Origin of the sequence: Vibrio inusitatus, from assembly GCA_024346935.1 — a bacterium.
Taxonomy (GTDB): domain Bacteria; phylum Pseudomonadota; class Gammaproteobacteria; order Enterobacterales; family Vibrionaceae; genus Vibrio; species Vibrio inusitatus.
Map to the genome: position 1 here is coordinate 389,694 of AP024878.1, position 24,348 is coordinate 414,041.

Annotated in this window: 23 protein-coding genes and 9 tRNA genes; 5 read left to right on the forward strand and 27 right to left on the reverse strand. The window is 42.5% G+C overall.

What is annotated here, in order from left to right:
- Positions 1–15: 15 nt before the first annotated feature.
- The 12 genes from OCU48_RS01825 to mutY all read right to left on the reverse strand — a co-directional run bounded on the left by OCU48_RS01825 (position 16) and on the right by mutY (position 4,573).
- A tRNA-Asn gene (locus OCU48_RS01825) sits at positions 16–91 on the reverse strand.
- Positions 92–111: 20 nt separating this feature from the next.
- Positions 112–187, reverse strand: a tRNA-Thr gene (locus OCU48_RS01830).
- Between the two features lie 33 nt (positions 188–220).
- Positions 221–296, reverse strand: a tRNA-Asn gene (locus OCU48_RS01835).
- 21 nt (positions 297–317) lie between these two features.
- Positions 318–393 (reverse strand) — tRNA-Thr (locus OCU48_RS01840).
- A 46-nt stretch (positions 394–439) separates the two neighbouring features.
- A tRNA-Phe gene (locus OCU48_RS01845) sits at positions 440–515 on the reverse strand.
- A 1,028-nt stretch (positions 516–1,543) separates the two neighbouring features.
- Positions 1,544–1,619: transfer RNA gene (locus OCU48_RS01850), tRNA-Asn, on the reverse strand.
- Positions 1,620–1,657: 38 nt separating this feature from the next.
- Positions 1,658–1,733 (reverse strand) — tRNA-Phe (locus tag OCU48_RS01855).
- An 8-nt stretch (positions 1,734–1,741) separates the two neighbouring features.
- Positions 1,742–1,817 (reverse strand) — tRNA-Thr (locus OCU48_RS01860).
- A gap of 54 nt (positions 1,818–1,871) precedes the next feature.
- Positions 1,872–1,947 (reverse strand) — tRNA-Phe (locus OCU48_RS01865).
- A gap of 104 nt (positions 1,948–2,051) precedes the next feature.
- Entirely contained in the window at positions 2,052–3,191 is a 1,140-nt protein-coding gene (gene mltC, locus OCU48_RS01870) for a membrane-bound lytic murein transglycosylase MltC (RefSeq protein WP_141346887.1), read from the reverse strand.
- 47 nt (positions 3,192–3,238) lie between these two features.
- Entirely contained in the window at positions 3,239–3,511 is a 273-nt protein-coding gene (locus OCU48_RS01875) for an oxidative damage protection protein (protein WP_141273141.1), read from the reverse strand.
- Positions 3,512–3,520: 9 nt separating this feature from the next.
- A complete protein-coding gene (gene mutY, locus OCU48_RS01880) occupies positions 3,521–4,573 on the reverse strand; it encodes an A/G-specific adenine glycosylase (protein ID WP_141346886.1) in 1,053 nt (350 codons plus the stop codon).
- Between the two features lie 208 nt (positions 4,574–4,781).
- Here mutY and trmB point away from each other — a divergent pair, with 208 nt between their 5' ends.
- On the forward strand, positions 4,782–5,501 hold the full coding sequence (gene trmB / locus OCU48_RS01885; RefSeq protein WP_141346885.1) for a tRNA (guanosine(46)-N7)-methyltransferase TrmB: 720 nt from the start codon (positions 4,782–4,784) through the stop codon (positions 5,499–5,501).
- 74 nt (positions 5,502–5,575) lie between these two features.
- Entirely contained in the window at positions 5,576–6,607 is a 1,032-nt protein-coding gene (locus tag OCU48_RS01890) for a TRM11 family SAM-dependent methyltransferase (RefSeq protein ID WP_141346884.1), read from the forward strand.
- Between the two features lie 109 nt (positions 6,608–6,716).
- Here the strand turns inward: OCU48_RS01890 and hemW are convergent, their stop codons facing one another.
- From hemW to OCU48_RS01920, 6 genes are read right to left on the reverse strand one after another with little or no spacing between them, the layout of a single operon-like run.
- Positions 6,717–7,895: a radical SAM family heme chaperone HemW gene (gene hemW, locus OCU48_RS01895; RefSeq protein ID WP_141346883.1), complete on the reverse strand. Its 1,179-nt coding sequence runs from the start codon at positions 7,893–7,895 to the stop codon at positions 6,717–6,719.
- A complete protein-coding gene (locus tag OCU48_RS01900) occupies positions 7,892–8,497 on the reverse strand; it encodes an XTP/dITP diphosphatase (protein ID WP_141346882.1) in 606 nt (201 codons plus the stop codon). The genes hemW and OCU48_RS01900 overlap by 4 nt, the downstream gene beginning before the upstream one ends.
- A gap of 4 nt (positions 8,498–8,501) precedes the next feature.
- Entirely contained in the window at positions 8,502–8,945 is a 444-nt protein-coding gene (locus OCU48_RS01905) for a DUF4426 domain-containing protein (protein WP_141346881.1), read from the reverse strand.
- A 41-nt stretch (positions 8,946–8,986) separates the two neighbouring features.
- Positions 8,987–9,556, reverse strand: coding sequence for a YggT family protein (locus OCU48_RS01910; protein WP_141346880.1), 570 nt, complete (start codon positions 9,554–9,556; stop codon positions 8,987–8,989).
- Between the two features lie 18 nt (positions 9,557–9,574).
- Positions 9,575–10,399 (reverse strand): pyrroline-5-carboxylate reductase, encoded by an 825-nt coding sequence (proC, locus tag OCU48_RS01915; RefSeq protein WP_141346879.1) that lies wholly within the window; start codon positions 10,397–10,399, stop codon positions 9,575–9,577.
- Between the two features lie 28 nt (positions 10,400–10,427).
- Entirely contained in the window at positions 10,428–11,138 is a 711-nt protein-coding gene (locus OCU48_RS01920; protein WP_141346878.1) for a YggS family pyridoxal phosphate-dependent enzyme, read from the reverse strand.
- Between the two features lie 24 nt (positions 11,139–11,162).
- Here OCU48_RS01920 and OCU48_RS01925 point away from each other — a divergent pair, with 24 nt between their 5' ends.
- Together OCU48_RS01925 and OCU48_RS01930 are read left to right on the forward strand one after the other, a co-directional pair.
- Positions 11,163–12,209, forward strand: coding sequence for a type IV pilus twitching motility protein PilT (locus OCU48_RS01925; protein WP_141346877.1), 1,047 nt, complete (start codon positions 11,163–11,165; stop codon positions 12,207–12,209).
- A 29-nt stretch (positions 12,210–12,238) separates the two neighbouring features.
- Positions 12,239–13,342: a PilT/PilU family type 4a pilus ATPase gene (locus OCU48_RS01930; protein ID WP_141346876.1), complete on the forward strand. Its 1,104-nt coding sequence runs from the start codon at positions 12,239–12,241 to the stop codon at positions 13,340–13,342.
- A 3-nt stretch (positions 13,343–13,345) separates the two neighbouring features.
- Here OCU48_RS01930 and ruvX read toward each other — a convergent pair whose 3' ends face one another.
- From ruvX to metK, 8 genes are all read right to left on the reverse strand, one after another.
- Complete coding sequence (ruvX, locus tag OCU48_RS01935; RefSeq protein ID WP_141346875.1) at positions 13,346–13,771, reverse strand: Holliday junction resolvase RuvX; 426 nt, start codon at positions 13,769–13,771, stop codon at positions 13,346–13,348.
- Entirely contained in the window at positions 13,768–14,328 is a 561-nt protein-coding gene (locus OCU48_RS01940) for a YqgE/AlgH family protein (RefSeq protein WP_141346874.1), read from the reverse strand. Before OCU48_RS01940 ends, ruvX begins: the two co-directional genes overlap by 4 nt.
- A gap of 67 nt (positions 14,329–14,395) precedes the next feature.
- Positions 14,396–15,343 (reverse strand): glutathione synthase, encoded by a 948-nt coding sequence (gene gshB / locus OCU48_RS01945; RefSeq protein WP_141346873.1) that lies wholly within the window; start codon positions 15,341–15,343, stop codon positions 14,396–14,398.
- A 9-nt stretch (positions 15,344–15,352) separates the two neighbouring features.
- Positions 15,353–16,084, reverse strand: coding sequence for a 16S rRNA (uracil(1498)-N(3))-methyltransferase (gene rsmE, locus OCU48_RS01950; RefSeq protein ID WP_141346872.1), 732 nt, complete (start codon positions 16,082–16,084; stop codon positions 15,353–15,355).
- 94 nt (positions 16,085–16,178) lie between these two features.
- Entirely contained in the window at positions 16,179–16,874 is a 696-nt protein-coding gene (locus OCU48_RS01955; RefSeq protein WP_141346871.1) for an endonuclease, read from the reverse strand.
- A gap of 132 nt (positions 16,875–17,006) precedes the next feature.
- The gene (locus OCU48_RS01960; RefSeq protein WP_141346870.1) at positions 17,007–17,501 is read right to left on the reverse strand and encodes a SprT family zinc-dependent metalloprotease; all 495 of its coding nucleotides are present in this window, start codon (positions 17,499–17,501) and stop codon (positions 17,007–17,009) included.
- Positions 17,502–17,620: 119 nt separating this feature from the next.
- Positions 17,621–18,415 (reverse strand): DUF2189 domain-containing protein, encoded by a 795-nt coding sequence (locus tag OCU48_RS01965; RefSeq protein ID WP_141346869.1) that lies wholly within the window; start codon positions 18,413–18,415, stop codon positions 17,621–17,623.
- A gap of 270 nt (positions 18,416–18,685) precedes the next feature.
- Positions 18,686–19,840 carry a methionine adenosyltransferase gene (gene metK / locus OCU48_RS01970; protein ID WP_141346868.1) on the reverse strand — a complete coding sequence of 385 codons (1,155 nt, stop codon included), beginning with the start codon at positions 19,838–19,840 and terminating at the stop codon, positions 18,686–18,688.
- Positions 19,841–20,181: 341 nt separating this feature from the next.
- Between metK and tkt the strand changes: the two genes are divergently transcribed.
- Positions 20,182–22,176 (forward strand): transketolase, encoded by a 1,995-nt coding sequence (gene tkt / locus OCU48_RS01975; RefSeq protein WP_141346867.1) that lies wholly within the window; start codon positions 20,182–20,184, stop codon positions 22,174–22,176.
- Between the two features lie 61 nt (positions 22,177–22,237).
- On the opposite strand, the gene OCU48_RS01980 is transcribed toward tkt, so the two are convergent.
- Entirely contained in the window at positions 22,238–24,331 is a 2,094-nt protein-coding gene (locus tag OCU48_RS01980; RefSeq protein ID WP_167496228.1) for a sulfatase-like hydrolase/transferase, read from the reverse strand.
- Between the last annotated feature and the right edge of the window lie 17 nt (positions 24,332–24,348).

Genomic DNA, 24,348 nt, shown 5'->3' on the forward strand with positions numbered 1-24,348 from the left:
CTAGGGCTTATAATGTGGCTCCCCCTGCAAGACTTGAACTTGCGACATACGGATTAACAGTCCGCCGTTCTACCAACTGAACTAAGGGGGAATTACTTTTAAGCAAATAAATGGTGCCGACTACCGGAATCGAACTGGTGACCTACTGATTACAAGTCAGTTGCTCTACCTACTGAGCTAAGTCGGCTCCGTATCAATAGCCTAAGCTATTAACGAAAAATGGCTCCCCCTGCAAGACTTGAACTTGCGACATACGGATTAACAGTCCGCCGTTCTACCAACTGAACTAAGGGGGAATTACTTTTAAAGTAAATAAATGGTGCCGACTACCGGAGTCGAACTGGTGACCTACTGATTACAAGTCAGTTGCTCTACCTACTGAGCTAAGTCGGCACACTATATTTTTTTACTGATGTCTTAGACACCAACAATTAAATTGTGGTGCCCGGAGGCGGAATCGAACCACCGACACGAGGATTTTCAATCCTCTGCTCTACCGACTGAGCTATCCGGGCGACGGGGGGTATTAAACGGTTTTTCGTTATTCAGGTCAACAAAAAAATGCAAAAAATATTCCGCTTGATGAAATTCTAGTCCGAAGCGTACGTTTTATGTATAAAAGAGCGCTTTTTTCACCAATTAATAACGAATTCTTTTCTTATTGCTACATTATTTTCTTATCGCATATAGGGTAGCGACTGATAAACCTATGACTTAGCGATGATGATACAGAGATCGTACTGAGTAATAACTTATTGGTTGCTAACTGTGAGCATATCTTGAGATTAGTTGAGAGATAAGTTTTTGAGTGTTGGTTTATTGTACCTTTAAATAGTAGAGGTAAAGGGGGAACTCTTGAGATCTGAAATATTAAGTGGGCTTGATTTTGCTCTTGCGGGCTCACTAGTGCAAAGGCAATCAGTGTCATCTCTTAATGGTCTATCGGGAATTTAATTAGATCGGAAGCTGAAGAGGTCTCCGATGAAAGACTTCGGAGGCGACGACAGTGGAATTAAAGATAAAACAGCGTCATCCCCGAATGTTTTTATCGGAGATCTAATTAGGACTGAAGTTGAAAAGGTCTCCGATAAAAGACTTCGGAGACGGTGGTCATGGAATTAAAGATAAATCAGCGTCATCCCCGAATGGTTTATGGGGAGGCTAGTTAGGTCGGAAGTTGAAGAGGTCTCCGATAAAAGACTTCGGAGACGACGGTAGTGGGGAAGTTTGAGTTGTTGAGAACAGTTTAAGCTCAATTTATTCCAAGATGAGTCTTCAGATACAAAAAAGCCCCAGTCCTAAGACTGAGGCTTGTAATGTGGCTCTCTTGCAAGACTTGAATGGGCCGGCCATCCGGTTGTGACATATTCATCGTTCACAAAGTTCTTCAGATACAAAAAAGCCCCGGTCCTAAGACTGAGGCTTGTAATGTAGTTCTCTTGCAAGACTTGAATGGGCCGGCCATCCGGTTGCGGCATATTCATCGTTCACAAAGCTCTTCAGATACAAAAAAGCCCCAGTCCTAAGACTGAGGCTTATAATGTGGCTCCCCTTGCAAGACTTGAACTTGCGACATACGGATTAACAGTCCGCCGTTCTACCAACTGAACTAAAGGGGAATTATTTGTGTAATGTTTTCACATTAAACACCAAATAATGGTGCCTCGAGGCGGAATCGAACCACCGACACGCGGATTTTCAATCCGCTGCTCTACCGACTGAGCTATCGAGGCATAAAGAATGGTGCCGACTACCGGAGTCGAACTGGTGACCTACTGATTACAAGTCAGTTGCTCTACCTACTGAGCTAAGTCGGCACACTTTATTCTTTGTGCAATGTTGACGTTACTTGAACACCAACAATCTAATTGTGGTGCCCGGAGGCGGAATCGAACCACCGACACGAGGATTTTCAATCCTCTGCTCTACCGACTGAGCTATCCGGGCAACGGAGCGCTATTAAACGTATTTTTGAGGAATTCGTCAACCTGTTTTTTGGTTTTTTTTCAAAAAGCGTGTTGTTTGCTTTTAATTTGAGCATATTGCTCAAATTATCCCTTTCCTTGGTTAAAATCGCGCTTATATTTGGTCACCTTCTCTAAATATCGTCGAGCTTCAGCATTGCTATGTTTATTAGTTAATGCCCAATAAACTTGATTTGGCTGCAAAGAATTTAAGTTTTTCATCGCATTGCTACGACTATTTCGATCAAAGGTGTTTAATACTCCACCAGTTCCGCCGTTGTACGCAGAGATCATACTGTACTCTAGTGACAAGAAATTGTTCACATCCTTCAAATAACGGTTTTTCAAAATGTAGAAGTAGGCCGTACCGGTATCAATATTATTTTCAGGATTAAATAGATACTCAGGGGTAGGGATGCCTGGCTTCTTTTTAACCAGTTTGAATACGTCGGCACCTGCAGTTTTTGGTACCACCTGCATAAGTCCATAGGCATTGGCCCAACTTACAGCGTAGGGGTTAAAACTACTTTCCGTTTTAATTATTGCGTAGATAAGATCTTCTGGGATGTCGTAGCGCTGTGAAGCTCTTCGTACAATATCAGCGTACTTATATGAACGCACATCTGAGTGTGTAGCGACCATTGGTATTTCGACATAGTGGGCTATTTTGTAGTCCACTTTCTTGGTCTTCATCTTGTTTGCAATTAAGTAGTCAGCGAACTTATTTGCTCGCCAGTTCCACTGAATCGGTTTACCTTCTTGATCTACAACTTGTTGATATAGAAAGGGTTCACCCTCTAATTTAATATTGGAAGAAGAGAAAAGATCAACATGAGCAGGATCATCCGGTGTCAATAAAGTCGTGATGATCGCCGTTTTTAGGTGAGCTTTTGGATCATTAGATGCTACTGTTTCGATCGTGATCTTGCCGGTTGAGAAGTTAACTTCAGCTCGACTGTCATAGTTATCTATGTACTTCACATAGTTGCTTTTGCCTGCAACCTTGACCTGTTGTTTACCCCATTTTTTCTCAATATCACCGGTAAAACTATTGATCAATGAGTCTAAAGCTAGGGTGTCTTTTTCAAACTGTCCGGGTTTAGGCGCTAAATTTTTGGCTGCAAATCGGCTGGTAGGTTCGTAGTTTACGTCGTATATTTTTTCTACAAATTCACGACTGCAACCGGCAAGAATTAAGGGAAGGAAAAGATAGAGCAGCTTTTTCATTGGCATCCAAAAACTAAAAAAAGAGTGGCAAACGCCACTCGATAGAATTATTGACTTGGTGGCGTATAGCCATCGATAACGATGTCCTTACCTTCAAATAGAAAGTTAACCATTTCTGTTTCTAATAATTTTCGATGTTCAGGATCCATCATGTTCAACTTCTTTTCGTTGATTAGCATGGTTTGCTTGCTTTGCCACATGCCCCAAGCTTCCTTGGAAATACCGTCGAAGATGCGTTTGCCAAGTTCACCGGGATACAGTTGAAAATCCAGACCTTCTGCATCCTTCTTTAGATGCTCGCAAAATACTGTGCGACTCATGAGTGTTCCTTATGTTAGATCATACTTAAGGTTTGCTAGCAGGTTCTTAACCGGTGCAGCTAGCCCAAGTTTCTGTGGTTGAGACAAGTTATACCAAAGACCTTGGTTTTGTTCCATTACAAGGCTAGGAAGTTGCTCTAGGTTTAACAATACAGGTGTAATATCTAGGTGATAATGACTGAAAGTATGTTTAAAGGCGATTAACGTTTTCGCATTGTTAATTTCATCTTCACTACAACCTAAGCTCTGTAAGTAGTGTTGGATATCGGCGCTCGGTTGCTCAGGAAAACAATGTAAACCTCCCCAAATACCTGATGAAGGCCTTTGTTCTAGCCATACTTCATCTTTATGATGCAGAATTACAAACCAAGTTTGTTTTGTTGGCTTATCTTTTTTAGGTTTTTTACCCGGATAGTCAGTTTGATTCTGTTGCTTAAAAGCTATGCAGTGCTTGGATACGGGACACAGCGAGCATTTAGGCTTGCTTCGAGTGCAGACCGTGGCTCCCATATCCATCATAGCTTGGTTATATTCGTCTACTCGCTCAGTGGGTGTATGCTCACTTGCCACTTCCCACAACGCGTTTTCAACGATTTTTTTCCCTGGCCAGCCATCAATAGCATTACATCTAGCTAGAACCCGCTTTACGTTACCATCTAAAATAGGATGTGGCTGTTTAAATACCGAGGACAGTATTGCTCCTGCAGTCGATCGACCAATGCCTGGTAGAGCATTAAGTTCATCAATATCTAGTGGGAAGTCACCTTCATATTGCTGCATTACGATCTGAGCACTTTTGTGTAGATTGCGCGCTCTGGCGTAATAACCTAGCCCTGTCCAAAGGTGCAACACTTCATCAATATGGGCCTTAGCCAATGAATCAACGTCGGGAAACTGCTCTATAAAGCGCTCAAAATAAGGAATAACAGTGGCCACTTGCGTCTGCTGAAGCATTATTTCTGATAGCCATACCTTGTAAGCCGTTTTGTCTTGCTGCCAAGGAAGGTGTTTCCTCCCGTATTGCTGATACCAAGTAAGTATCTGATTTGCGAATGGTGTCACTGAGAGCTCACAAAATTAGTCATCAAAGGTTAGAAATTGCACCATAATAGTTAGGTTAAGTAAAACGAAGTTGTGCTGATTGAGCGCAACTTACAACCAATACGCATAGAAATTGGAATAATTTACCTTTGGAATGATATATGCACTTGCGTAATGCAGAATTCTTTGGATAATTCCCGCTTTGATTAATCGATGAACAGGCAACAAAATGAGCGAAGTAACGACTAACGAATATACCGAAGATGGCAAGCTGGTGAGAAAAATCCGCAGCTTTGTACGTCGAGAAGGTCGATTGACTAAAGGTCAGGAAACCGCTTTGAACGATTGCTGGCCAACTTTGGGCATCGATTATCAAAATGAATTGCTAGATTGGGCAGAAGTGTTTGGTAACACTAATCCAGTCGTACTTGAGATTGGCTTCGGTATGGGTGCTTCGTTAGTTGAAATGGCGAAGGCAGCACCAGAGAAGAATTTCATCGGCATCGAAGTCCACCGTCCTGGTGTTGGTGCTTGTTTAAGTCTTGCTCGTGATGAGGGTATCACTAACCTTCGTGTTATGTGTCACGATGCCGTTGAGGTATTTGAGAACATGATTGCTGATGGAAGTTTACAGACCGTTCAGCTGTTCTTCCCAGACCCATGGCATAAGAAGCGTCATCATAAGCGTCGTATTGTACAGGTTGAATTTGCTGAAATGCTTCGTTCTAAACTTCAAATGGAAACCGGTATTTTCCATATGGCGACTGACTGGGAAAACTATGCAGAGCATATGATTGAGATTATGAATCAAGCTCCAGGTTTTGCTAATATTGCAACAGATGGTGATTACATTCCTCGCCCAGAGGAGCGTCCTCTGACGAAGTTTGAGGCTCGAGGCCATCGTCTTGGACACGGTGTCTGGGATATTAAGTATAAGCGCACTGCTTAATTGATATCGAGGGGGCTACTAGGTAGCTCCTTTTTATTTCTACCTTGCTCAGAATTACATAATAAGGTTTTTAGATGTTTCAATACGCTATTTTGGCGAACCCAGGCCACAACCGCATCTACTTTGATACCGCAGTAAAGATTGCGTGTTCAGAGTTAAAAGCGATTCTTTCTTCTATGGATATCATTGTGGATGAAGTCATAGAAAAGGATATCGGCTTACCAGCAGCCCTAGTGTTTGAAACAGAAAAAGAACTGAATGAACAGCAACTTAAAAGGCTGTCGTCGTCGTCAATTTATTATGCCATTTTCCAAGTCGTCGAGTCGGGTCTACTCAAGCCACTTCAGCCTGAAGCGTTTAACACTTTTCCTGAAAGCATGAGTCAAATCTTGCGCTATACAGGTAAGACTAATGAGCAGTTTACGCGTTTGATGGTGAACCTGGGTTTAAGCGCCGCAAAAACAAATAGCTCACGTAAATGTCTAATGGACCCTATGTGTGGGAAGGGCACTACTCTGTATGAGGGCTTGATCCAAGGCCTTGATGTCATGGGAGTCGAGATCAATACAAAATGGGTCCAAGAGATCCAGACCTTTATTGTTAAATACATGAAAAACGGTCGTTATAAGCACAAGGTGACCAAAGAAAAACGTACTGGAAGTGCGGGCAAAAAAATTGCTGATGGGTTTGTGGTTAATGCTGCAGTAAACAAAGAAGATTTTGTTAACGACCTAGGGCAGTCGATGAAGCTGTATGCGGCGGATACGCGCATTGTTAATCAAATCATCAAGAAAAACTCATGTGACGTGATGGTATCTGATCTTCCGTACGGTGTGCAGCATGGTAGTAAAAGCGCCAAAGACACTAAAATGGCGAGAAGCCCTTTAGAATTAATTGAAGAAGCACTTCCTGCATGGAAGAGTGTATTGAAGCCAAAGGGAGCGATAGTACTGTCGTTCAATGAGTTCACTCTAAAATGGACAGAGCTAGCAGAGCTATTTGCCGAGCAAGGCTTTGAGGTGCAAGATAAGGAACCCTATACTGGATATCTGCATCGTGTAGATCAGTCAATTAACCGCAATATTTTTATTGCTGTTAAACCTTAAGCTAGCTTTAAAATAGATACTGAAAAAGCCAACTTAGTGTTGGCTTTTTTGCCCTTGAATAACGCAAGGTAAGAAATGAAACTGACGGTTAAATGTTTAAAGTTGACCGCTAATCTTCTTCAGCCATAAAGGCTTCGAGCAAATCATTCAGAAATAGCTTTCCTTTATGGGTAATTTGCCAGTGAGTTTGAGTTTCACTTAAGTATGATTTTTCTATTGCCCAATCGATAGTGGGTTGGATCGAACTGAGTGGCAATCCTGTAGTGTTCACAAAGTCCTGTTTAGGGCACGCTTCGATTAATCGAAAGCGGTTCATAAAAAACTCAAATGGACGGTCTTCATCAGTGACTATGTGTTCAGTATCGAGATACGGCTTAACCAAGTTCTGATAGCTTGCTAGGTAGCCCCTAGGGTGCTTTGTCTTGGTGGTGCGAACAATGCGTCCATCGGTAAAGCTAAGTTTGCCATGCGAACCACAGCCGATACCTAGATAATCGCCAAAACGCCAGTAGTTAAGATTGTGCTGACATTGATAACCAGGCTTACTGTATCCTGATATTTCGTATTGCACGTACCCTGCAGCATTCAGCTTCTCGTGCCCCCTTTCAAAGATATCCCAAAGGTCATCATCATCAGGCAGTGTCGGCGTTTTGTAGTAGAACAGAGTGTTGGGCTCTATGGTCAGTTGATACCAAGATAGATGCGGCGGAGCGAGCTCAATGGCTTTATCCAAATCATCCAGTGCCTGCTCAATACTTTGTTCTGGAAGGCCGTGCATAAGATCTAGATTAAAACTATTCAGACCAATGCTATGTGCTAGCTTGGCTGCATTCACGGCTTCATCTTTACCGTGGATACGACCTAAACGCTCTAGCTTTTGTTGCTCAAAGCTTTGCACGCCTATGGAAATACGTGTTACTCCTGCCTCGACATACTGCGCAAATCGCTCTGCTTCAATAGTCCCTGGGTTGGCTTCCATGGTGATCTCTATACTTTCAGAGAAGGCGATGCGTTGTTCAACCTCCTTAAGTAAGCGTGCAATTTGCTTTGGGGAAATTAAACTTGGCGTACCACCACCAATAAATATGGAGGTCAGTATTCTTTCACCAACAGAATCTGAATATTTACTGATATCACCATCGAGATCTTCGAGGAGAGCATCAATATACTGATCTTCAGGAATATCTCCCTTCAAAGCATGGGAGTTGAAATCGCAATAGGGACACTTTTGCACACACCAAGGTATGTGAATATAAAGACCCAGCGCAGGTGGTATTAGTTTGCTCATAAAGCCTGTTTTAGCTGTTGGAACAACTCATTCAAAGCCTTACCACGATGAGAAAGCTGCTTTTTACGCTCTGGTGGCAATTCTGCAGAGGCGCATTCATCTTCTGGGACATAAAAAATAGGGTCATAACCAAAGCCATTTTCACCGTGAGCTTTAGTCAAAATACGCCCTTCCCATTTTCCATGGCAAACGATGGGGGTAGGATCGCTCGCATGGCGCATGTAAACCAGTACACAATGAAAGCGCGCGCTACGTTGTTCCTCGGCAACGCCATCTAGTTCATTTAACAGTTTATCTAGATTTTGTTGGTCAGTAGCCCCTTCACCGGCAAAACGAGCAGAGTAAATGCCAGGAGCACCATTAAGAAAGTCGACTTCTAACCCGGAATCGTCAGCAATAGCAGGCAGTCCCGTTTCTTGGGCCGCATGGCGAGCCTTGATGATTGCATTTTCAATAAAGGTTGTGCCCGTTTCGGCTACATCTGAGACTTGATATTCACTTTGAGCATGGACTGCAAAGCCAAAGTCAGAAAGCAGGTTCGCCATTTCACGTACCTTGCCTTGATTTCCGGTAGCAAGTACGAGTTTATTTTTTGCTGACAAAGGATTACTCCTGAATATGAAAAGTTTGGTTAAATCGGAGAATGCCACTGCCTTTAGAACCAGCATCTGCTTTTATTTCAAAGCGATAGGTTTCATTCTCTGTGATTGGCAACTCAGCAAGATAATAGATTGCTTCACCTTGAGTGATTTCTCGAAACGCTAGAGTGCGAGTATTACCAATGAGGTTTTTTGCTGTGCCTTTAAGTACTACCTGCGTTGGTTTTTTGCCAACACTATAGAGATCAAGGGCACTGATGTTGATTAGAGCAACGTTGGAGTTTCTCTTTAATTTTAACTCTCTTGCAATTTCAGGGGCAATGAATGTGGAATTAAAAGCAGAGTAGTGCAATTCAATATCCTTCATACGCACAAACTGCTCAGCCCAGGTAGGCATAGCAAATCCGGCCATTAGTAATGTGTACAGTGCGGTTGTGAGTAGCTTTGTCATTCTTACCCCTAAAATTATACTTGAGCGTTACAGTTAGTTTCTTACAGGCCGTACCAAATTGGTCCAAATAAGCTACTGGTGAGATCGCCCATTAAGAAATTAGCAAACTGCAATACAATAAATAGCACGAGTACGCTTAAGTCTAATCCGCCCATAGCTGGAAGGATGCGACGGATCGGAGCTAGCATTGGCTCGGTCAATTGATGGAAAACGTATTCGATAGGGCTACGGCCTTGGCTAACCCAACTAAGAATTGCGCGAAGAAGTAGTACCCAGAATAATAGCTTACCGCCAGCTTTAATCAGGGCAAGTAAACCAATGATTAGAAGGTCTGGACTAAAACCGACAGCGCCATTTGACGCCATCAACATTAGAAGTACAAACTTAAGTACACACAATACATAAGCGAAGGTAAGTGTTGCCAAGTCAACATTACCAATAGATGGAATGACGCGACGTAAAGGCTTTAATACCGGTTGAGTTGCTTTCACTATAAATTGAGAAAACGGGTTATAGAAATCAGCGCGCGCTGCCTGTAACCAGATTCTAAGGATGACTACCATGATGTAGAGATCAAAAAAGGTCGTCACTAAAAACTGCATTGAATTCATTACAAATCCTTGATGAGGTTAAAAAAGGGATTCCATCTCTTCGGCACGTTTTACTGCAGCCTGCATGGCGGTAGCAACGGTGTCAGAGAGTTGGTGTTGATTAAATGTGGCAATGGCCTCTGCGGTAGTGCCACCTTTTGAGGTCACTTGTTGGCGAAGAGTTGCTAACTCGAGCTCTGGGTTTTCAGCAACCATTTGCGCAGCACCTATTGCAGATTGTTGCACAAGCATCCGTGCGGTATCGTTGTCAAAACCTTGTGCGATGGCTTCTTTCTGCATGGCTTCCATAAACAAGAAGAAGTAAGCAGGAGAGCTTCCTGCTGCAGCAATAATGGAGTTTATCTGAGATTCTGAATCCACCCAGCAGATTTTACCTACTGCTTGCATTAGCTCACCGGCGAAGGTCTTATCTTCTTGACTGATTTTCTCCGGTGCATAAAGGCCACTCATACCCAGTCCAAGTAAAGACGGAGTATTTGGCATCACACGCACAAAGTCGGCATCTTGCCCTAGCATTGACTGCAATCTCGGAATCGTAATGCCAGCTGCAATTGAGATCAGTAACTTGTCGCTAAAGTCGATACTAGAAAGTTCGGCTAATACTTCAGACATAATCTGCGGCTTAACGGATAGTACTATGACATCGGCCTGAGCGACGGCAGCTTGGTTGTCAGATATAGCGTTAATAGAAAAGCGCTGACTAATTTTGTCACGGCTTTGCTGTGACGGAGCGGTTGCTGTTAATGCGTTCGCTGGATAACCACTATCTATAAGCCCTGCAATGATGGAGCTTGCCATATTGCCAGAACCAATAAAGGCGATGTTACGTACTGAATTTGCCAAGAGCTCTGTCCCTTATTGTTTGTTTGACTTACTGTTTGCTTGAATAGGCTCGAGCACCAAAAATGGCAGTGCCGATACGAACCATAGTGCTACCTGCTTCGATGGCGGCTTCCATATCACCGCTCATGCCCATAGATAAAGTATCTACTTGAGGATATTGGGCTTTAATTGCTTCAAACAAGTCTTTGAGTTGATTAAAGGCTTGTAGCTGTTCCTCATAACTTGCAACAGCTGCGGGTATGGACATTAATCCACGCAAACTGAGATTTGGTAGCGCTTCAATAGAAGAGGCTAACTCTAACGCTTGTTGAACGGGAATACCTGATTTGCTTGCCTCACCGCTGGTATTGACTTGGATGAGTACTTGCAATGGCCTTCTACCTTCAGGTCTCTGGTCATTAAGGCGCTGCGCAACTTTAGCTCTATCAATAGAGTGAACCCAGTCGAAGTTCTCACTAATAGGGCGTGTTTTATTGGATTGTATTGGTCCAATAAAGTGCCATTCTATGTCGAAATCGCTATGATGTTCTTGAAAGTATTGGACTTTTTCAACACCTTCTTGCACGTAGTTCTCACCAAATTGGCGTTGACCTGCCCTACAAGCGTCTACAATTGCATGGTTAGGCTTAGTTTTACTTACCGCAAGAAGTTGCACTGAATCAGTTGCGCGCCCAAACTTACGTTCAGACTCTTTAATCTGCTGATGAATATGTTCTAAATTTGATTGGATTGTCTGCATAGTTTTGACTTAACAGGAAATTATATGGATATCACCGAATTGCTTCGCTTTAGTGTAAAGCATAATGCCTCAGATCTACATCTTTCATCAGGACTACCGCCAATGGTAAGGATTGATGGCGATGTGAGACGCTTGGAAATGCCAGAATTTAGTGAAGCTGAGGTGCATGAGCTTATCTTCGACATTATGGATGATGCACAGCGAAGTGAGTTTGAATCTAATCTAGAGTTAGACTTTTCAATTGAATTGGGTGGTGTGGGTCGATTTAGGGTCAACGCCTTTAATCAAAGCCGAGGTGCCTCTGCGGTGTTTCGAACCATCCCCACAACGATTCCAACTCTTGAAGAGCTTGATTGTCCGCCAATATTTGAAAAAATAGCTAATTACGAGAAAGGGCTAGTTTTAGTGACTGGACCTACCGGTTCGGGTAAATCAACCACCTTAGCTGCCATGGTTGACTACATTAATCGCCGTCAGAATAAACATATCTTAACCATTGAAGATCCTATTGAGTTTGTCCATCAAAGCTCAAAATGCCTGATCAATCAAAGGGAAGTGCATCGCGATACACATAGCTTTAAAGCAGCTCTTCGTTCAGCATTACGTGAAGACCCGGATGTGATTCTGGTAGGCGAGCTTCGTGACCAAGAAACCATAAGTCTTGCCCTTACCGCAGCTGAAACAGGACACTTGGTTTTTGGCACTTTGCACACAAGCTCTGCGGCCAAAACCATAGATCGTATTATTGATGTATTCCCCGCAGGGGATAAAAATATGGTTCGCTCTATGCTGTCAGAATCATTACGTGCCGTTATCGCGCAAAAACTTCTAAAGCGTATCGGTGGAGGGCGAGTAGCATGTCATGAGATCATGCTGGCGAACCCTGCTATTCGTAATCTTGTTCGGGAAGATAAGGTAGCGCAGATGTACTCAATTATCCAAACGGGTGCCGCTCAAGGCATGAGAACAATGGAGCAGTCGGTAAATCAACTGATGCAACAGAATCTCGTTAGCAGAGAAGAAGCTGAGGCCAAAGTAGAAATACAGACTGGCTTAGGTACAGGCTTTTAATTGCTGGCGAAACAGAAAAGGGGAAGACCATGGAATTAAAAGAACTGTTAGATGCGATGACAGAGCATAAGGCATCGGATCTCTATATCACCGTAGATTCTCCTTGTATGTTTCGAGTAGATGGCGAGCTTCAGCCTTTTGGGGAAAAGCTACATCAGTCAGGGGTGACCGCTATCCTTGATAGCATTATGGATAACGATAGGCGCAAAGAATATCGAGCCATTAGGGAGGCTAACTTTGCCATAGAAAGTGAATCTGGGCGCTTTAGGGTCAGTGCTTTCTTTCAGCGAGATCTGCCCGGTGCTGTTATTCGTCATATAGAAACCAATATTCCGTCTTTTGATGAGCTTGGCTTGCCTGATACGCTGAAAGAGTTGGCGATGGTAAAGCGTGGTTTAGTGCTGGTGGTTGGAGCGACAGGATCAGGAAAATCCACGACATTGGCAGCGATGGTCGGACATAGAAATCAGCATCAGCGAGGGCATATTCTTACGGTAGAAGACCCTATCGAGTTTGTGCATCAGCACCAAAAGAGCATAGTCACTCAGCGTGAGGTAGGGTTAGATACAGAAAGTTATGAAATTGCTCTCAAGAATTCACTAAGACAAGCCCCTGATATGATTGTAATTGGTGAGATTCGAACACCAGAAACTATGCGCTATGCGATGACTTTTGCCGAAACAGGTCATCTGTGCGTCGCAACTTTACATGCCAATAATGCTAATCAAGCACTTGAACGAATATTACACTTAGTTCCTCAGGGTCAGCGAGAACATTTTTTATTAGATCTATCGCTTAATTTGAAAGGGATCGTGGGTCAGCAATTACTTAAAGCAAAAGATGATACAGGGCGCCATGCTGCACTAGAGATCTTGCTAGTAACACCAAGAGCTTCGGATCTTGTTCGCCAAGGAGAGATCGCTGAGATCAAGAACTACATGACAAAAACCAAGCAAGTAGGGATCTGCACCTTTGATCAGTCTCTATTTGACTTGGTAATAGAAGGTAAGGTCACTGAAGAAGAAGCGTTGCGAAGCGCAGATTCCGCAAACGATCTGCGCTTAATGCTTAAAAATCATCAAGGAACGAGCAGTAGTGGTCCGTTAGATGATATTAAAATTGATATGGGGTGAGAGTCACTCGCCCCATTGGCTTTCGAACCAACTTTCTAAGATGACCACTGCAGATTGACAGTCAATATTGCCCTTACTTAGGGCTTTATAGCCACCCATAGCGAATAGATCTGCTCTCGCTTCAGTAGTAGAAAGCCTCTCGTCATGGAGTTCTACTTGTACCCCAAATCGGCCATGAATTCGCTGAGCAAATTTCTTTGCTCTTGGGGTGATGGTCTGTAGGTCTTTACCATGCAGATCTGTTGGCAACCCAACAACCACAAGATCGGGTTTCCATTCCTCTAGCTGTGCGCCAATATCATCCCAATGTGGGATGCCATCTTTCGCCTTAAATGCTTTTAGAGGAGTGGCGGTGCCTGTTACATCTTGTCCGATGGCGCTACCAATGCTCTTGGTGCCGTAATCAAACGCCATAATGGTTCTACTCATGCATGTCCTGCTTGTGTTGATAATTGAGATGCATCTATACCGAGCGACTGAACTGCGCTAGCCCAGCGTTCTTGTACTGGTGTGGTAAAGATAATATTGGGGTCGGCTTCCATAGTTAGCCAAGAGTTTTCTGCCAACTCATTTTCCAGTTGGCCAGCCTCCCAACCCGAATAGCCAAGTGTGACAAGGTATTGATCTGGTTCTTCTTGGGTACCTAATACTGACAATATATCCTTAGATGTAGTCATAGTTAGGCCATTGGCCATTTCTATACTGGATTGATATCTGCCTTTGGATTGATGAAGAATAAAACCACGATCTTCTGCGACAGGGCCACCATTATGCACAGGTTGCTTTAGACTATCACCGGCTTGGATATGTTCTGACTTCAGTTCTACCTGCTTCAACATACCACCAACAGTGATGTCGATAGGGGCGTTGATCATAATACCCATAGCGCCATTTTCATTGTGCTCGCAGATATAGATAACAGAGCGCTTGAAATAGGGGTCTTGCATTGATGGCATGGCAACTAAAAAGTGATTAGTAAGATTCATGCGCTACCTCCGAAAACAAGCCACCGCACTGCGGTGGCTGCGAGTTATGCTCTGACGTGCCTTTGAGCTACTTGTTAATGCGTCTCTCAATTGCGTCCATCAGTTTACCCGTGATTGAAATACCAAACTCAGTTTCAATCTCAACAATACAGGTTGGGCTAGTGACATTAATTTCAGTCACTTTGTCGCCGATTACGTCTAGACCAACAAAGATCAACCCTTTCTCTTTAAGTGTAGGACCTATCGCATTTGCTATCGCAAAATCAGTTTCACTTAAAGGACGAGCTTCGCCGCGTCCGCCAGCCGCCAAGTTGCCACGAGTCTCGCCTTTTGCTGGAATACGGGCTAGGCAGAATGGCATCGGTTCACCATCAACGATCAAAATACGCTTATCACCATTGCTGATGTCAGGCACAAATGCTTGTGCCATTGCGTAATTTTGTCCGTGATTTGTCAATGTTTCTATGATGACTGATACGTTTGGATCGCCGTCTTTTACACGGAAGATAGATGCGCCGCCCATACCATCTAGTGGTTTAAGGATCACATCGCCATGTTCTTGTTGAAAGGCTTTTATCTTCTCAGCTTTACGCGTCACAATAGTGGTCGGGGTCATATCTGCAAACCAAGCTGTGTATAGCTTTTCGTTACAATCGCGCAGGCTTTGAGGCTTATTGACGATGAGTGTGCCTTCAACCTCAGCGCGCTCTAGAATATAGGTTGCGTAAATATACTCAGTATCAAACGGAGGATCTTTACGCATCAATACAGCGTCCAACTCCGAGAGTTTGATGGTTTGCTCTGAAAGGAATTCATACCAAGAATCGGCATTCTTCTCGACCCTTAGAGTTTTCGTATCAGCTACTGCTACACCTTGATCTAGGTGTAGATCGTTCATTTCCATGTAGTGAAGCTCGTAGCCACGCTTTTGGGCCTCGAGTAGCATGGCAAAACTTGAATCTTTCTTGATGTTGATGGACGAGATAGGGTCCATCACTATGCCGATCTTGATCATTTATTTCTCCTAGCCAAGATCGCCAAAGCGAACTTGAAGTGCGGTAATTGCGGTAAGGGCTGCTGTTTCTGTTCTGAGAACACGCGGCCCTAACAGTGTTTGTTCGAAGTTATGCTCAGTGGTCATATCAATTTCAGAGCTAGATAGCCCACCTTCAGGACCAATCAATAACTTAACGTGCTTGATTGGCTGTGGAAGGGTATTAATAGAGTAAGGGGCTCTAGGGTGAAGGTTGAGCTTAAGACCTTGGTACTCTTCGCTACACCATTCTTCTAATTGCATGACGGGTCTAATCAGTGGGACGGTATTACGACCACTTTGCTCACAAGCTGCAATGGCGATTTTTTGCCACTGCATGAGTTTCTTCTCAAATCGTTTGGTATCAAGTTTAACGCCACAACGCTCAGAAATAAGAGGAGTAATCGTATTGACGCCAAGTTCCACCGACTTTTGAATAGTGAACTCCATCTTATCGCCTCGAGAAACGACTTGTCCTAGATGGATATCGAGTGGTGATTCGACACTGTGTTGATGAGAATTTGTTATCTCAACCGCGACATTTTTCTTAGAAACCTCTGTAATAACAGCGGAATACTCTACATCGCTGCCATCAAACAAGGTAACGGCTTGTCCTATCTGCATTCTTAATACACGACCAATGTGCCCTGCGGCATCATCACATAACTGGACATGTGTGGCTGAAGACAAAGACTCAGGATGATATATCCTTGGTGTACGCATTAAATTCTTACCCGTAACTAACTGAACTCACTAAATATGGTTGCTATGGTAGCAAATAACAAGAGGCGTGGCTTAGTCTGATAGAGATGAATTTTTAGTGGCTACATGCTTGCTCAACGAATGAGTTTGAATTGCCTTGCGCTTCAGAGATCAATTGATTGCGTTGACACTCCCAGTCAGTCACTGCATAGGTTTTGTTCCACGCTTGCATTAGCTTAATTTGCTGTTCTGATAGGGTGATGGGATATTGCTTTTCCATATATAGATAAGTACGAGCAATAGCACCTCGAGATTGTTCGGGTGGCATAGCCTTGTCATCTTTAAAGCTTATCTGCATTTGGCATTGGCCATAACTAACTCCGCGTTCTCCATTCCATTGGTTGAAATCAAAATTCGAACGATCACCATTTACCTCGCCAATAGCAGGGACTAGATTGTGGAGATCGGCTTCCATTTCTTTGTAGATAGGATCGCTTTTGGTGCAGTTCGAACGGCCACCTTCTTGCCAACATTGTCTTTGTTTACCTAGGTGTGCAGCAGGAACGACATGTTCCCACTCAATACGGTTTGCGCGTCGCTCTTGCTTGCGGACTTGGTAGCCACAATCAGCAAGTAGTGGTGTACCCTTTTTTCCTTGCCAATCTATCTTACATCCACAGTAAAAGGATTGTGGGTGTTGCTGATAGATGCCAACGGCAAGTTGCTTAGACTTATAAAAGGATTGCGGTTTAGCATTAACCGATGCAGAAATAAGTACTAGGCTGATAATTGGAAAAATAAAGCGTATCAAGAATAAACAACGTCAAGTGAGCGGAAACAGAGGGTAGAGTAGCGATTTTTAGATAAATTGACCAGATTTTGTTCAGCTAAGTATGACGATGCTTTTATTGAACGAGTTGCTCGCTCTAGAAAGAAGCGTCGATTAGCTGAGCTGCTTGCCTGTGAAAACCAACCCATTACCACAACTACGACAGGTATATTGATTCTCTTTGCGTAAGACTTTGTTGTGACGGCGAATAGAGAGAGGGTAGTTACGACAAGCACATTGATATTCAAAGGTCTTACCTTGCACGGAGCTAACATCCATTGTGTGGGTTCGCTCAGGCTTAATACTAAACACTTTAACCATCACGTATTGCCATTCCTTGCCATGAGGCTTAACTCTTCCAAACACCTGATAGGTGATTAGGTGTGCTAGTTCGTGTGGTAGTACCTCATCTATAAATTTTTGTTGGTTCTCAGAAAACAGTACTTTATTTAGTTTGATGATATTGAGTTGTAGCAATGCTTTTCCTGCTGCTTTCCCTCGCATATCGACTTCGACTTTGGGCATTGGAAAGCTTCGTTGAAAGTGCTTACTTGCAACGTCTATCAGTAGTGCTGTTTTCTTGGACAATTGATATTGATTCGGAGTCATTGGATCTAGTTTACTACCTGATTATGCAAGCACTCTAGCGTAATCTGCTTATACAAAAAAGAGGCAAAAATTGAGATGAAAAAGGGAAGCGAATGCTTCCCTAGTAGAGATTGGTTAGATTAGTGCTTCTTTTGAATGGTTGCGTGATAGGCATGCCATGTGCCATAACCAAGAATTGGCATTGTTACTATCATGCCAATACCGTAAGTGGCAAAACCTATCAATACGCCACCACAAATCATCGCAGCCCAAACTAGCATTGGTCCTGGGTTACGGAGAACAGCGTGAAAGCTGGTAAATACCGCTGTCATTATATCGACTCTACGCTCTAACATCAGCGGCATTGAGAAAACTGAAATGCTAAATACAACGGATGCCAAGATGAAGCCTGCGATTGAACCCGTAATAAGGAACGGCGCAAACTCAATAATGCTAGCACCTTCAACAGAAGGGTAAAGAGCGTGCAGTAATGCCGCTACTCTCATCCAAAAAATCATTGCTACTACTAAAAGGACGGCAAAACTCCATTGTGATGTTGAGTTGCGCCCAATGGCCTTCATTGAATGAAGTAAGCTTGGCTGTTTTCCTCGTTCTCTCGCCCAACTAGCATCGTATAAACCCAGAGCAAGGAAGGGGCCAATTAACATGTATACGATAAGGGCTGGGAGTATCACTAGGTGTGAATGATTCCCTTGTAGATAGATAAGCCCAACAATACCAGCGGCAGCAGCGGCAAAGCAAACTCCGTAGAAAAGGCTGATTAGTGGAGACTTAACAAAATCATTAAGCCCCAAAGATAACCACTGGAATGGGTCGCTAATGGTGATTTTTTTGCATGGCAGTGTCTTTGCATAATCACTGTCTTTGACTTCCGTTGTTTTCTGGAAATCATCTTCATCGTATGTACGAGGCATGGTAATCCTCCTGATTCTGTCCCGTAATGTTTACCCTCGATGTATAGAGCAGCGCATCTCTAATAGAAAGATCAAGGGAGTTTGCCTGTTATAAATACGATCCTCTTGCTAAAAAAGTCGATCTATTTAACAGTTTTTTAACTTTTATAACTATCGCCTTGGATGGAGTTAATTACAAACTTTGTGCGGAAATTAATCAGAAGGAGGTAGATTTGAAGCAAAAAAAACCTCAGCACAATGGCTGAGGTCTTAGCAATAAAGTTTTTAAGCTTACTTGATGCCAGCAAAATCTTTAAGGATTGCAGCTTTATCTGTTGCTTCCCATGGGAACTCTTCGCGACCAAAGTGGCCGTATGCAGCAGTTTTCTTGTAGATAGGCTGAAGTAGATTCAGCATTTCTTGCAGACCGTATGGACGCAGGTCGAAGTTTTGACGCACTGCTTCAATGATGATGTCGTGAGCAACTTTCTCAGTACCAAACGTTTCAACCATGATAGATGTTGGATCAGCAACACCGATAGCGTAAGACAGCTGAATCTCACAACGGTCAGCCATACCCGCAGCCACGATGTTTTTCGCAACGTAACGAGCTGCGTAAGCTGCAGAACGGTCAACTTTTGATGGATCTTTTCCAGAGAAAGCACCGCCACCGTGGCGAGCTGCGCCGCCGTAGGTATCAACGATGATTTTACGACCCGTTAGACCACAATCACCCATTGGGCCACCGATTACGAAACGGCCTGTTGGGTTGATGAAAAAGTTAGTGTCTTTGTTAATCCACTCAGCAGGAAGTACTGGCTTGATGATTTCTTCCATTACCGCTTCACGTAGATCAGGTGTCGTTACTGAATCACAGTGTTGAGTTGAAAGTACCACTGCATCGATACCAACGATCGACCCTTGGTCGTACTGGAACGTTACCTGAGATTTAGCATCTGGACGAAGGAAGTCTAGCTTGCCACTTTTACGAACTTCAGCTTGCTTCTTAACAAGTAAGTGAGAGTAAGTAATTGGAGCTGGCATTAGGATTGGCGTTTCGTTAGTTGCGTAACCAAACATGATACCTTGGTCGCCAGCGCCTTGATCTTTAGGGTCTGCTTTATCAACACCTTGGTTGATGTCTGGAGACTGCTTACCGATGGTATTTAGTACAGCACAAGAGTCTGCATCAAAACCCATGTCAGAGTGCACGTAGCCGATTTCACGTACTGTCTCACGAGTAATTTCTTCGATATCAACCCAAGCAGAGGTAGTGACTTCACCGCCTACCATTACCATGCCTGTTTTCACGTAGGTTTCACAAGCAACGCGAGCTTTTGGGTCTTGCTCAAGAATTGCATCTAGAACCGCATCAGAGATTTGGTCTGCGATTTTATCTGGATGACCTTCTGATACTGACTCAGAAGTAAACAGGTGCTTAGCCATGATGGGCTCCCTTATTTCTTAGTTAAGAAAAGACGCATCTTGGCGTCTTTTGAATCGTACTGTTTAGTAGGTGTTTCTACTTCTAGACGTCTATTCTAATTTTGAATGTGTGAAATACAAGCTTTTTTACGATTTAAGTGAGCCAAACGTTTGCGCTAGGTCACATAAGTTTTTAATGAAAATAGTGAGATGTTAAACAAATTAATCTCTCATAGTTTGAATTTTGCTCGGGAAAGAGTTTGCAGTAATAGAGGTGCTTTGCGACAATAACGACGCCCAACACCCTCTGTTGGGATTCAGGACTTATTTTTAATAAATTGCTTATGCATTCAGGAGCAGACATGTCTTCTCGTAAAGATCTAGCCAATGCAATCCGTGCCCTTAGCATGGATGGTGTTCAACAAGCTAACTCTGGTCACCCAGGCGCACCTATGGGTATGGCTGACATCGCTGAAGTACTTTGGCGTGGTCATTTGAACCATAACCCACAAAACCCAGAGTGGGCTGACCGCGACCGTTTTATTCTGTCAAATGGTCACGGCTCAATGCTGATCTACTCTCTGCTTCATTTGACGGGTTACGAGTTATCTATCGATGACCTTAAGAACTTCCGTCAGTTGCACTCTAAGACTCCAGGCCATCCAGAGTATGGTTACGCACCCGGCATCGAGACCACTACTGGTCCTCTAGGTCAAGGTATTACCAACGCTGTTGGTATGGCGATGGCTGAAAAAGCGCTTGCAGCTCAGTTCAACAAAGAAGGTCACGATATCGTTGACCACTACACCTATACATTCATGGGTGACGGCTGTCTGATGGAAGGTATCTCACATGAGGCATGTTCTCTTGCTGGTACTTTAGGTCTTGGCAAGCTTGTTGCTTTTTGGGATGACAACGGCATCTCTATCGATGGTGAAGTTGAAGGCTGGTTCTCTGACGACACTCCTAAGCGCTTTGAAGCGTATGGCTGGCACGTAATTCCAGCGGTAGACGGTCATGATAGCGAAGCAATTAATGCAGCTATTCTTGCAGCGAAAGCAGACCCACGCCCAACACTTATCTGTACTAAGACAGTGATTGGTTTTGGTTCTCCAAACAAAGCAGGCACACACGACTGTCACGGCGCACCACTTGGCCAAGACGAAATCGTTGCGACTAAAGCTGCCCTTGGTTGGGAGCACGGTCCATTTGAGGTTCCTACTGACATTTACGCACAGTGGGATGCAAAAGAGTCTGGTGCTGAGAAAGAAGCGGCTTGGAACGCAAAATTTGAAGCTTACGCTGCTGCATACCCAAGCGACGCGGCTGAACTTAAACGTCGCATCAACGGTGAACTTCCTGCACAGTGGGAAGAGAAAACATCCCAAATCATTGCTGATCTTCAAGCAAACCCAGCAAACATTGCATCACGTAAAGCATCACAAAACGCACTAGAAGCGTTTGGTCAAATGCTTCCTGAATTCATGGGTGGCTCTGCTGACCTTGCGCCTTCTAACCTAACCATGTGGTCTGGTTCTAAGTCTCTTGAAGCGAATGACTTCTCAGGCAACTACATCCACTACGGTGTGCGTGAGTTTGGCATGACGGCTATCATGAATGGTATTGCTCTGCACGGTGGTTTTGTACCGTACGGCGCAACTTTCCTAATGTTCATGGAATACGCGCGTAATGCAATGCGTATGGCTGCTCTGATGAAGATTCAGAACATCCAAGTTTACACGCATGACTCTATCGGTTTAGGTGAAGATGGTCCAACTCACCAACCCGTTGAGCAAATGGCTTCTCTACGTCTAACTCCAAACATGAGCACATGGCGCCCATGTGACCAAGTTGAGTCTGCAGTGGCATGGAAACTGGCTATTGAACGTAAAGATGCGCCAACAGCGCTTATCTTCTCTCGCCAAAACCTAGCACAGCAAGAACGTGACGCTTCTCAAGTGGCTGACATCGCTAAGGGTGCTTACATCCTTAAAGATTGTGCAGGCACTCCAGAGTTAATCATCATAGCAACAGGTTCTGAAGTAGAACTAGCAGTTGCAGCGCAAGCTGAACTAACAGCAGCAGGCAAAGCGGTACGCGTTGTATCTATGCCTTCTACTGATGCGTTCGACAAGCAAGATGAAGCTTACCGTGAGTCAGTATTACCATCATCAGTAACTAAACGCATCGCTGTTGAAGCGGGTATCGCTGATTTCTGGTACAAGTACGTTGGCTTCGGCGGCAAGATCATCGGCATGACTACCTTTGGTGAATCTGCTCCAGCAGGCGAACTATTCAAGATGTTTGGCTTTACTACTGAAAACGTAGTGAAGACAGCGAAAGAGCTTTTAGCTTAGAGCTTTCTTGTAAGACAAAAAACCAGTAGTTTATTGCTGGTTTTTTGTACTTGAAAATGGACTAAAATGGATTGTCCATGCGGTTAGAGTTAATAATTTTCAACTTAACATTATTCAGGTTTGAGTCATTTAAGTTCTCTACATTCCAGACGTGAAGGTAAAGATCAATTTCTAGCTCTTGAATTATTTTATCAATGGCGTCATAGCCCCTATAATCGAAAGAGATAGAATCAAATAAGTTCAGATTCCCAACTGTTTCTATGATTAATTGCAACTGATTACAACTTGATACTGACCCTCTATTACAGTTTAATAACAACTCAGTCGGTATATAATATGATGTATATCTTGCAATTTCCCTAAACTTAATGATGCAATTATGTAACGTGTCTAATTTACTTATTGATTGACTTGGGAATTCAATTAGATAATCAAAATCTACACCCCTTAATTCGTCTAGCATTAATGTACAATTTTTAATGTGGTCTATATTTTTTCCGTCAATCCATATGAATTTATTCGACATTATTTTCATATCTATGAGTTTATTTAGCGTTAACTCATTTTTAGTTAGTGTATCTTCATTTCCTTCTCTTTTGTCATGCCGGACTAATAAAGAGTTATTTTCAATTACTACATCTAACTCTAAACAGTTAAAGGCAAGTCGCCCCCTAACTAATCTAGCTATAGTATTTGATCTATGTAAGCATGCTTCTTGGTCAAGACTTATTTTATTTCTTATGTAGTGATTTAATAACCAATACTCATTGTTGGTAGAAGATAAATCAATATAACTGATATCATTTTCTTGTTTTCTAACAAAGATGATGTCATCTTGATGATCCTGATTTATCACAATTCCGAGTATTTTTAGAATTAAGTATGGTATTATAGATAGATCTTTTGATTGAAGTATAAAATTATCAAGAGAGTCGATATTATACTCTTCCAAATAACTATCGTTAGCAAATATTAAAAATGGTACTTTTATCATTTCAAATTTAAATCTTGATGAGTCATGGCCAGATCCTGTATAAACGGACTCTCCATGGTCGGAAAAATATATTACTACTTTTGGTACTTTAGATTTCTTAACTGACTCGATAACTCTCTCAATATTATTGTCAATATATTTGATTGCAGCATCATAACATTCTATGTTTTTTACTTTTGCACTAGAAAGGCCAATTACGCTAGTTGAAACTATTTCGTTAAGAAAGTTATCAACTCTTTTCCTGTTTTCTTTTGGTATATTTTTGCAATAACTGCCATGCCCACTATATGTGTGAATAAAAGAGATACCTTTGTTTTTAATTATTTCATCAATATTTTCATCAATTAAATAATGGTCATACAATTCAATGGATGACTTTGACTCTAAATTACCAAAAGTTGTTCCTTTTTTACTATCTATTCTATTGTCTATATTTTTGAAAATAATTGAGTTTGCATAACTCCAAGAACCATTGGGGTTTTGATTATTATATAGACTGGTAGTTATGTTGTATGCTTTCAATATGTCAATTATAGAATGTCTGTTCTGACTATATATTTCTTTAAAGAAATTCATTCCTTTATTATTTTCGGATGGAATAGATAATGCTTCTAATAGGCTTGGACTGGTATGAGTATGTGTGGAGTAGATATTATCATAGAAGCGGAAGTTATTTAGGCCTACAAGATTATTTAAATATGGTGTTGTATTCCTAAAGTAATCATATAAGCTCATGTTTAGTGATGTAGTAGATTCTCCAATAATAATTATTATGTCAATATCATTTGCTTTTGATTTATTGTCGGTTTTGAATTCTTTATATTTTCCAATTAAATTGGAGTGTTCATTAATACCTTTGTTTATGTTGGTTCCAAGTTTGATTGAATTTATTGTAAATATCAAAATGCATACAAAATATGCAATTATTTTTGTCAACTTATACTTGGATATAAGATGAATTGAAAATATAAAATAATTCAGAGCAAGTATGGCAGAGAAATAATCACTCGTATGCAGTTCTAAATTATAGACTAATGTTTCTAGGTAAAATATCACTTCACTAAAAGATGGAGAGATTACCTCCCTAAAAGAATCGATACCTAATCTATTTAAAATAGTACTTATGTTCAATAAATATGGAGAGATTGCTAGAAGAGTCATAGATGCTAACTTTAGCG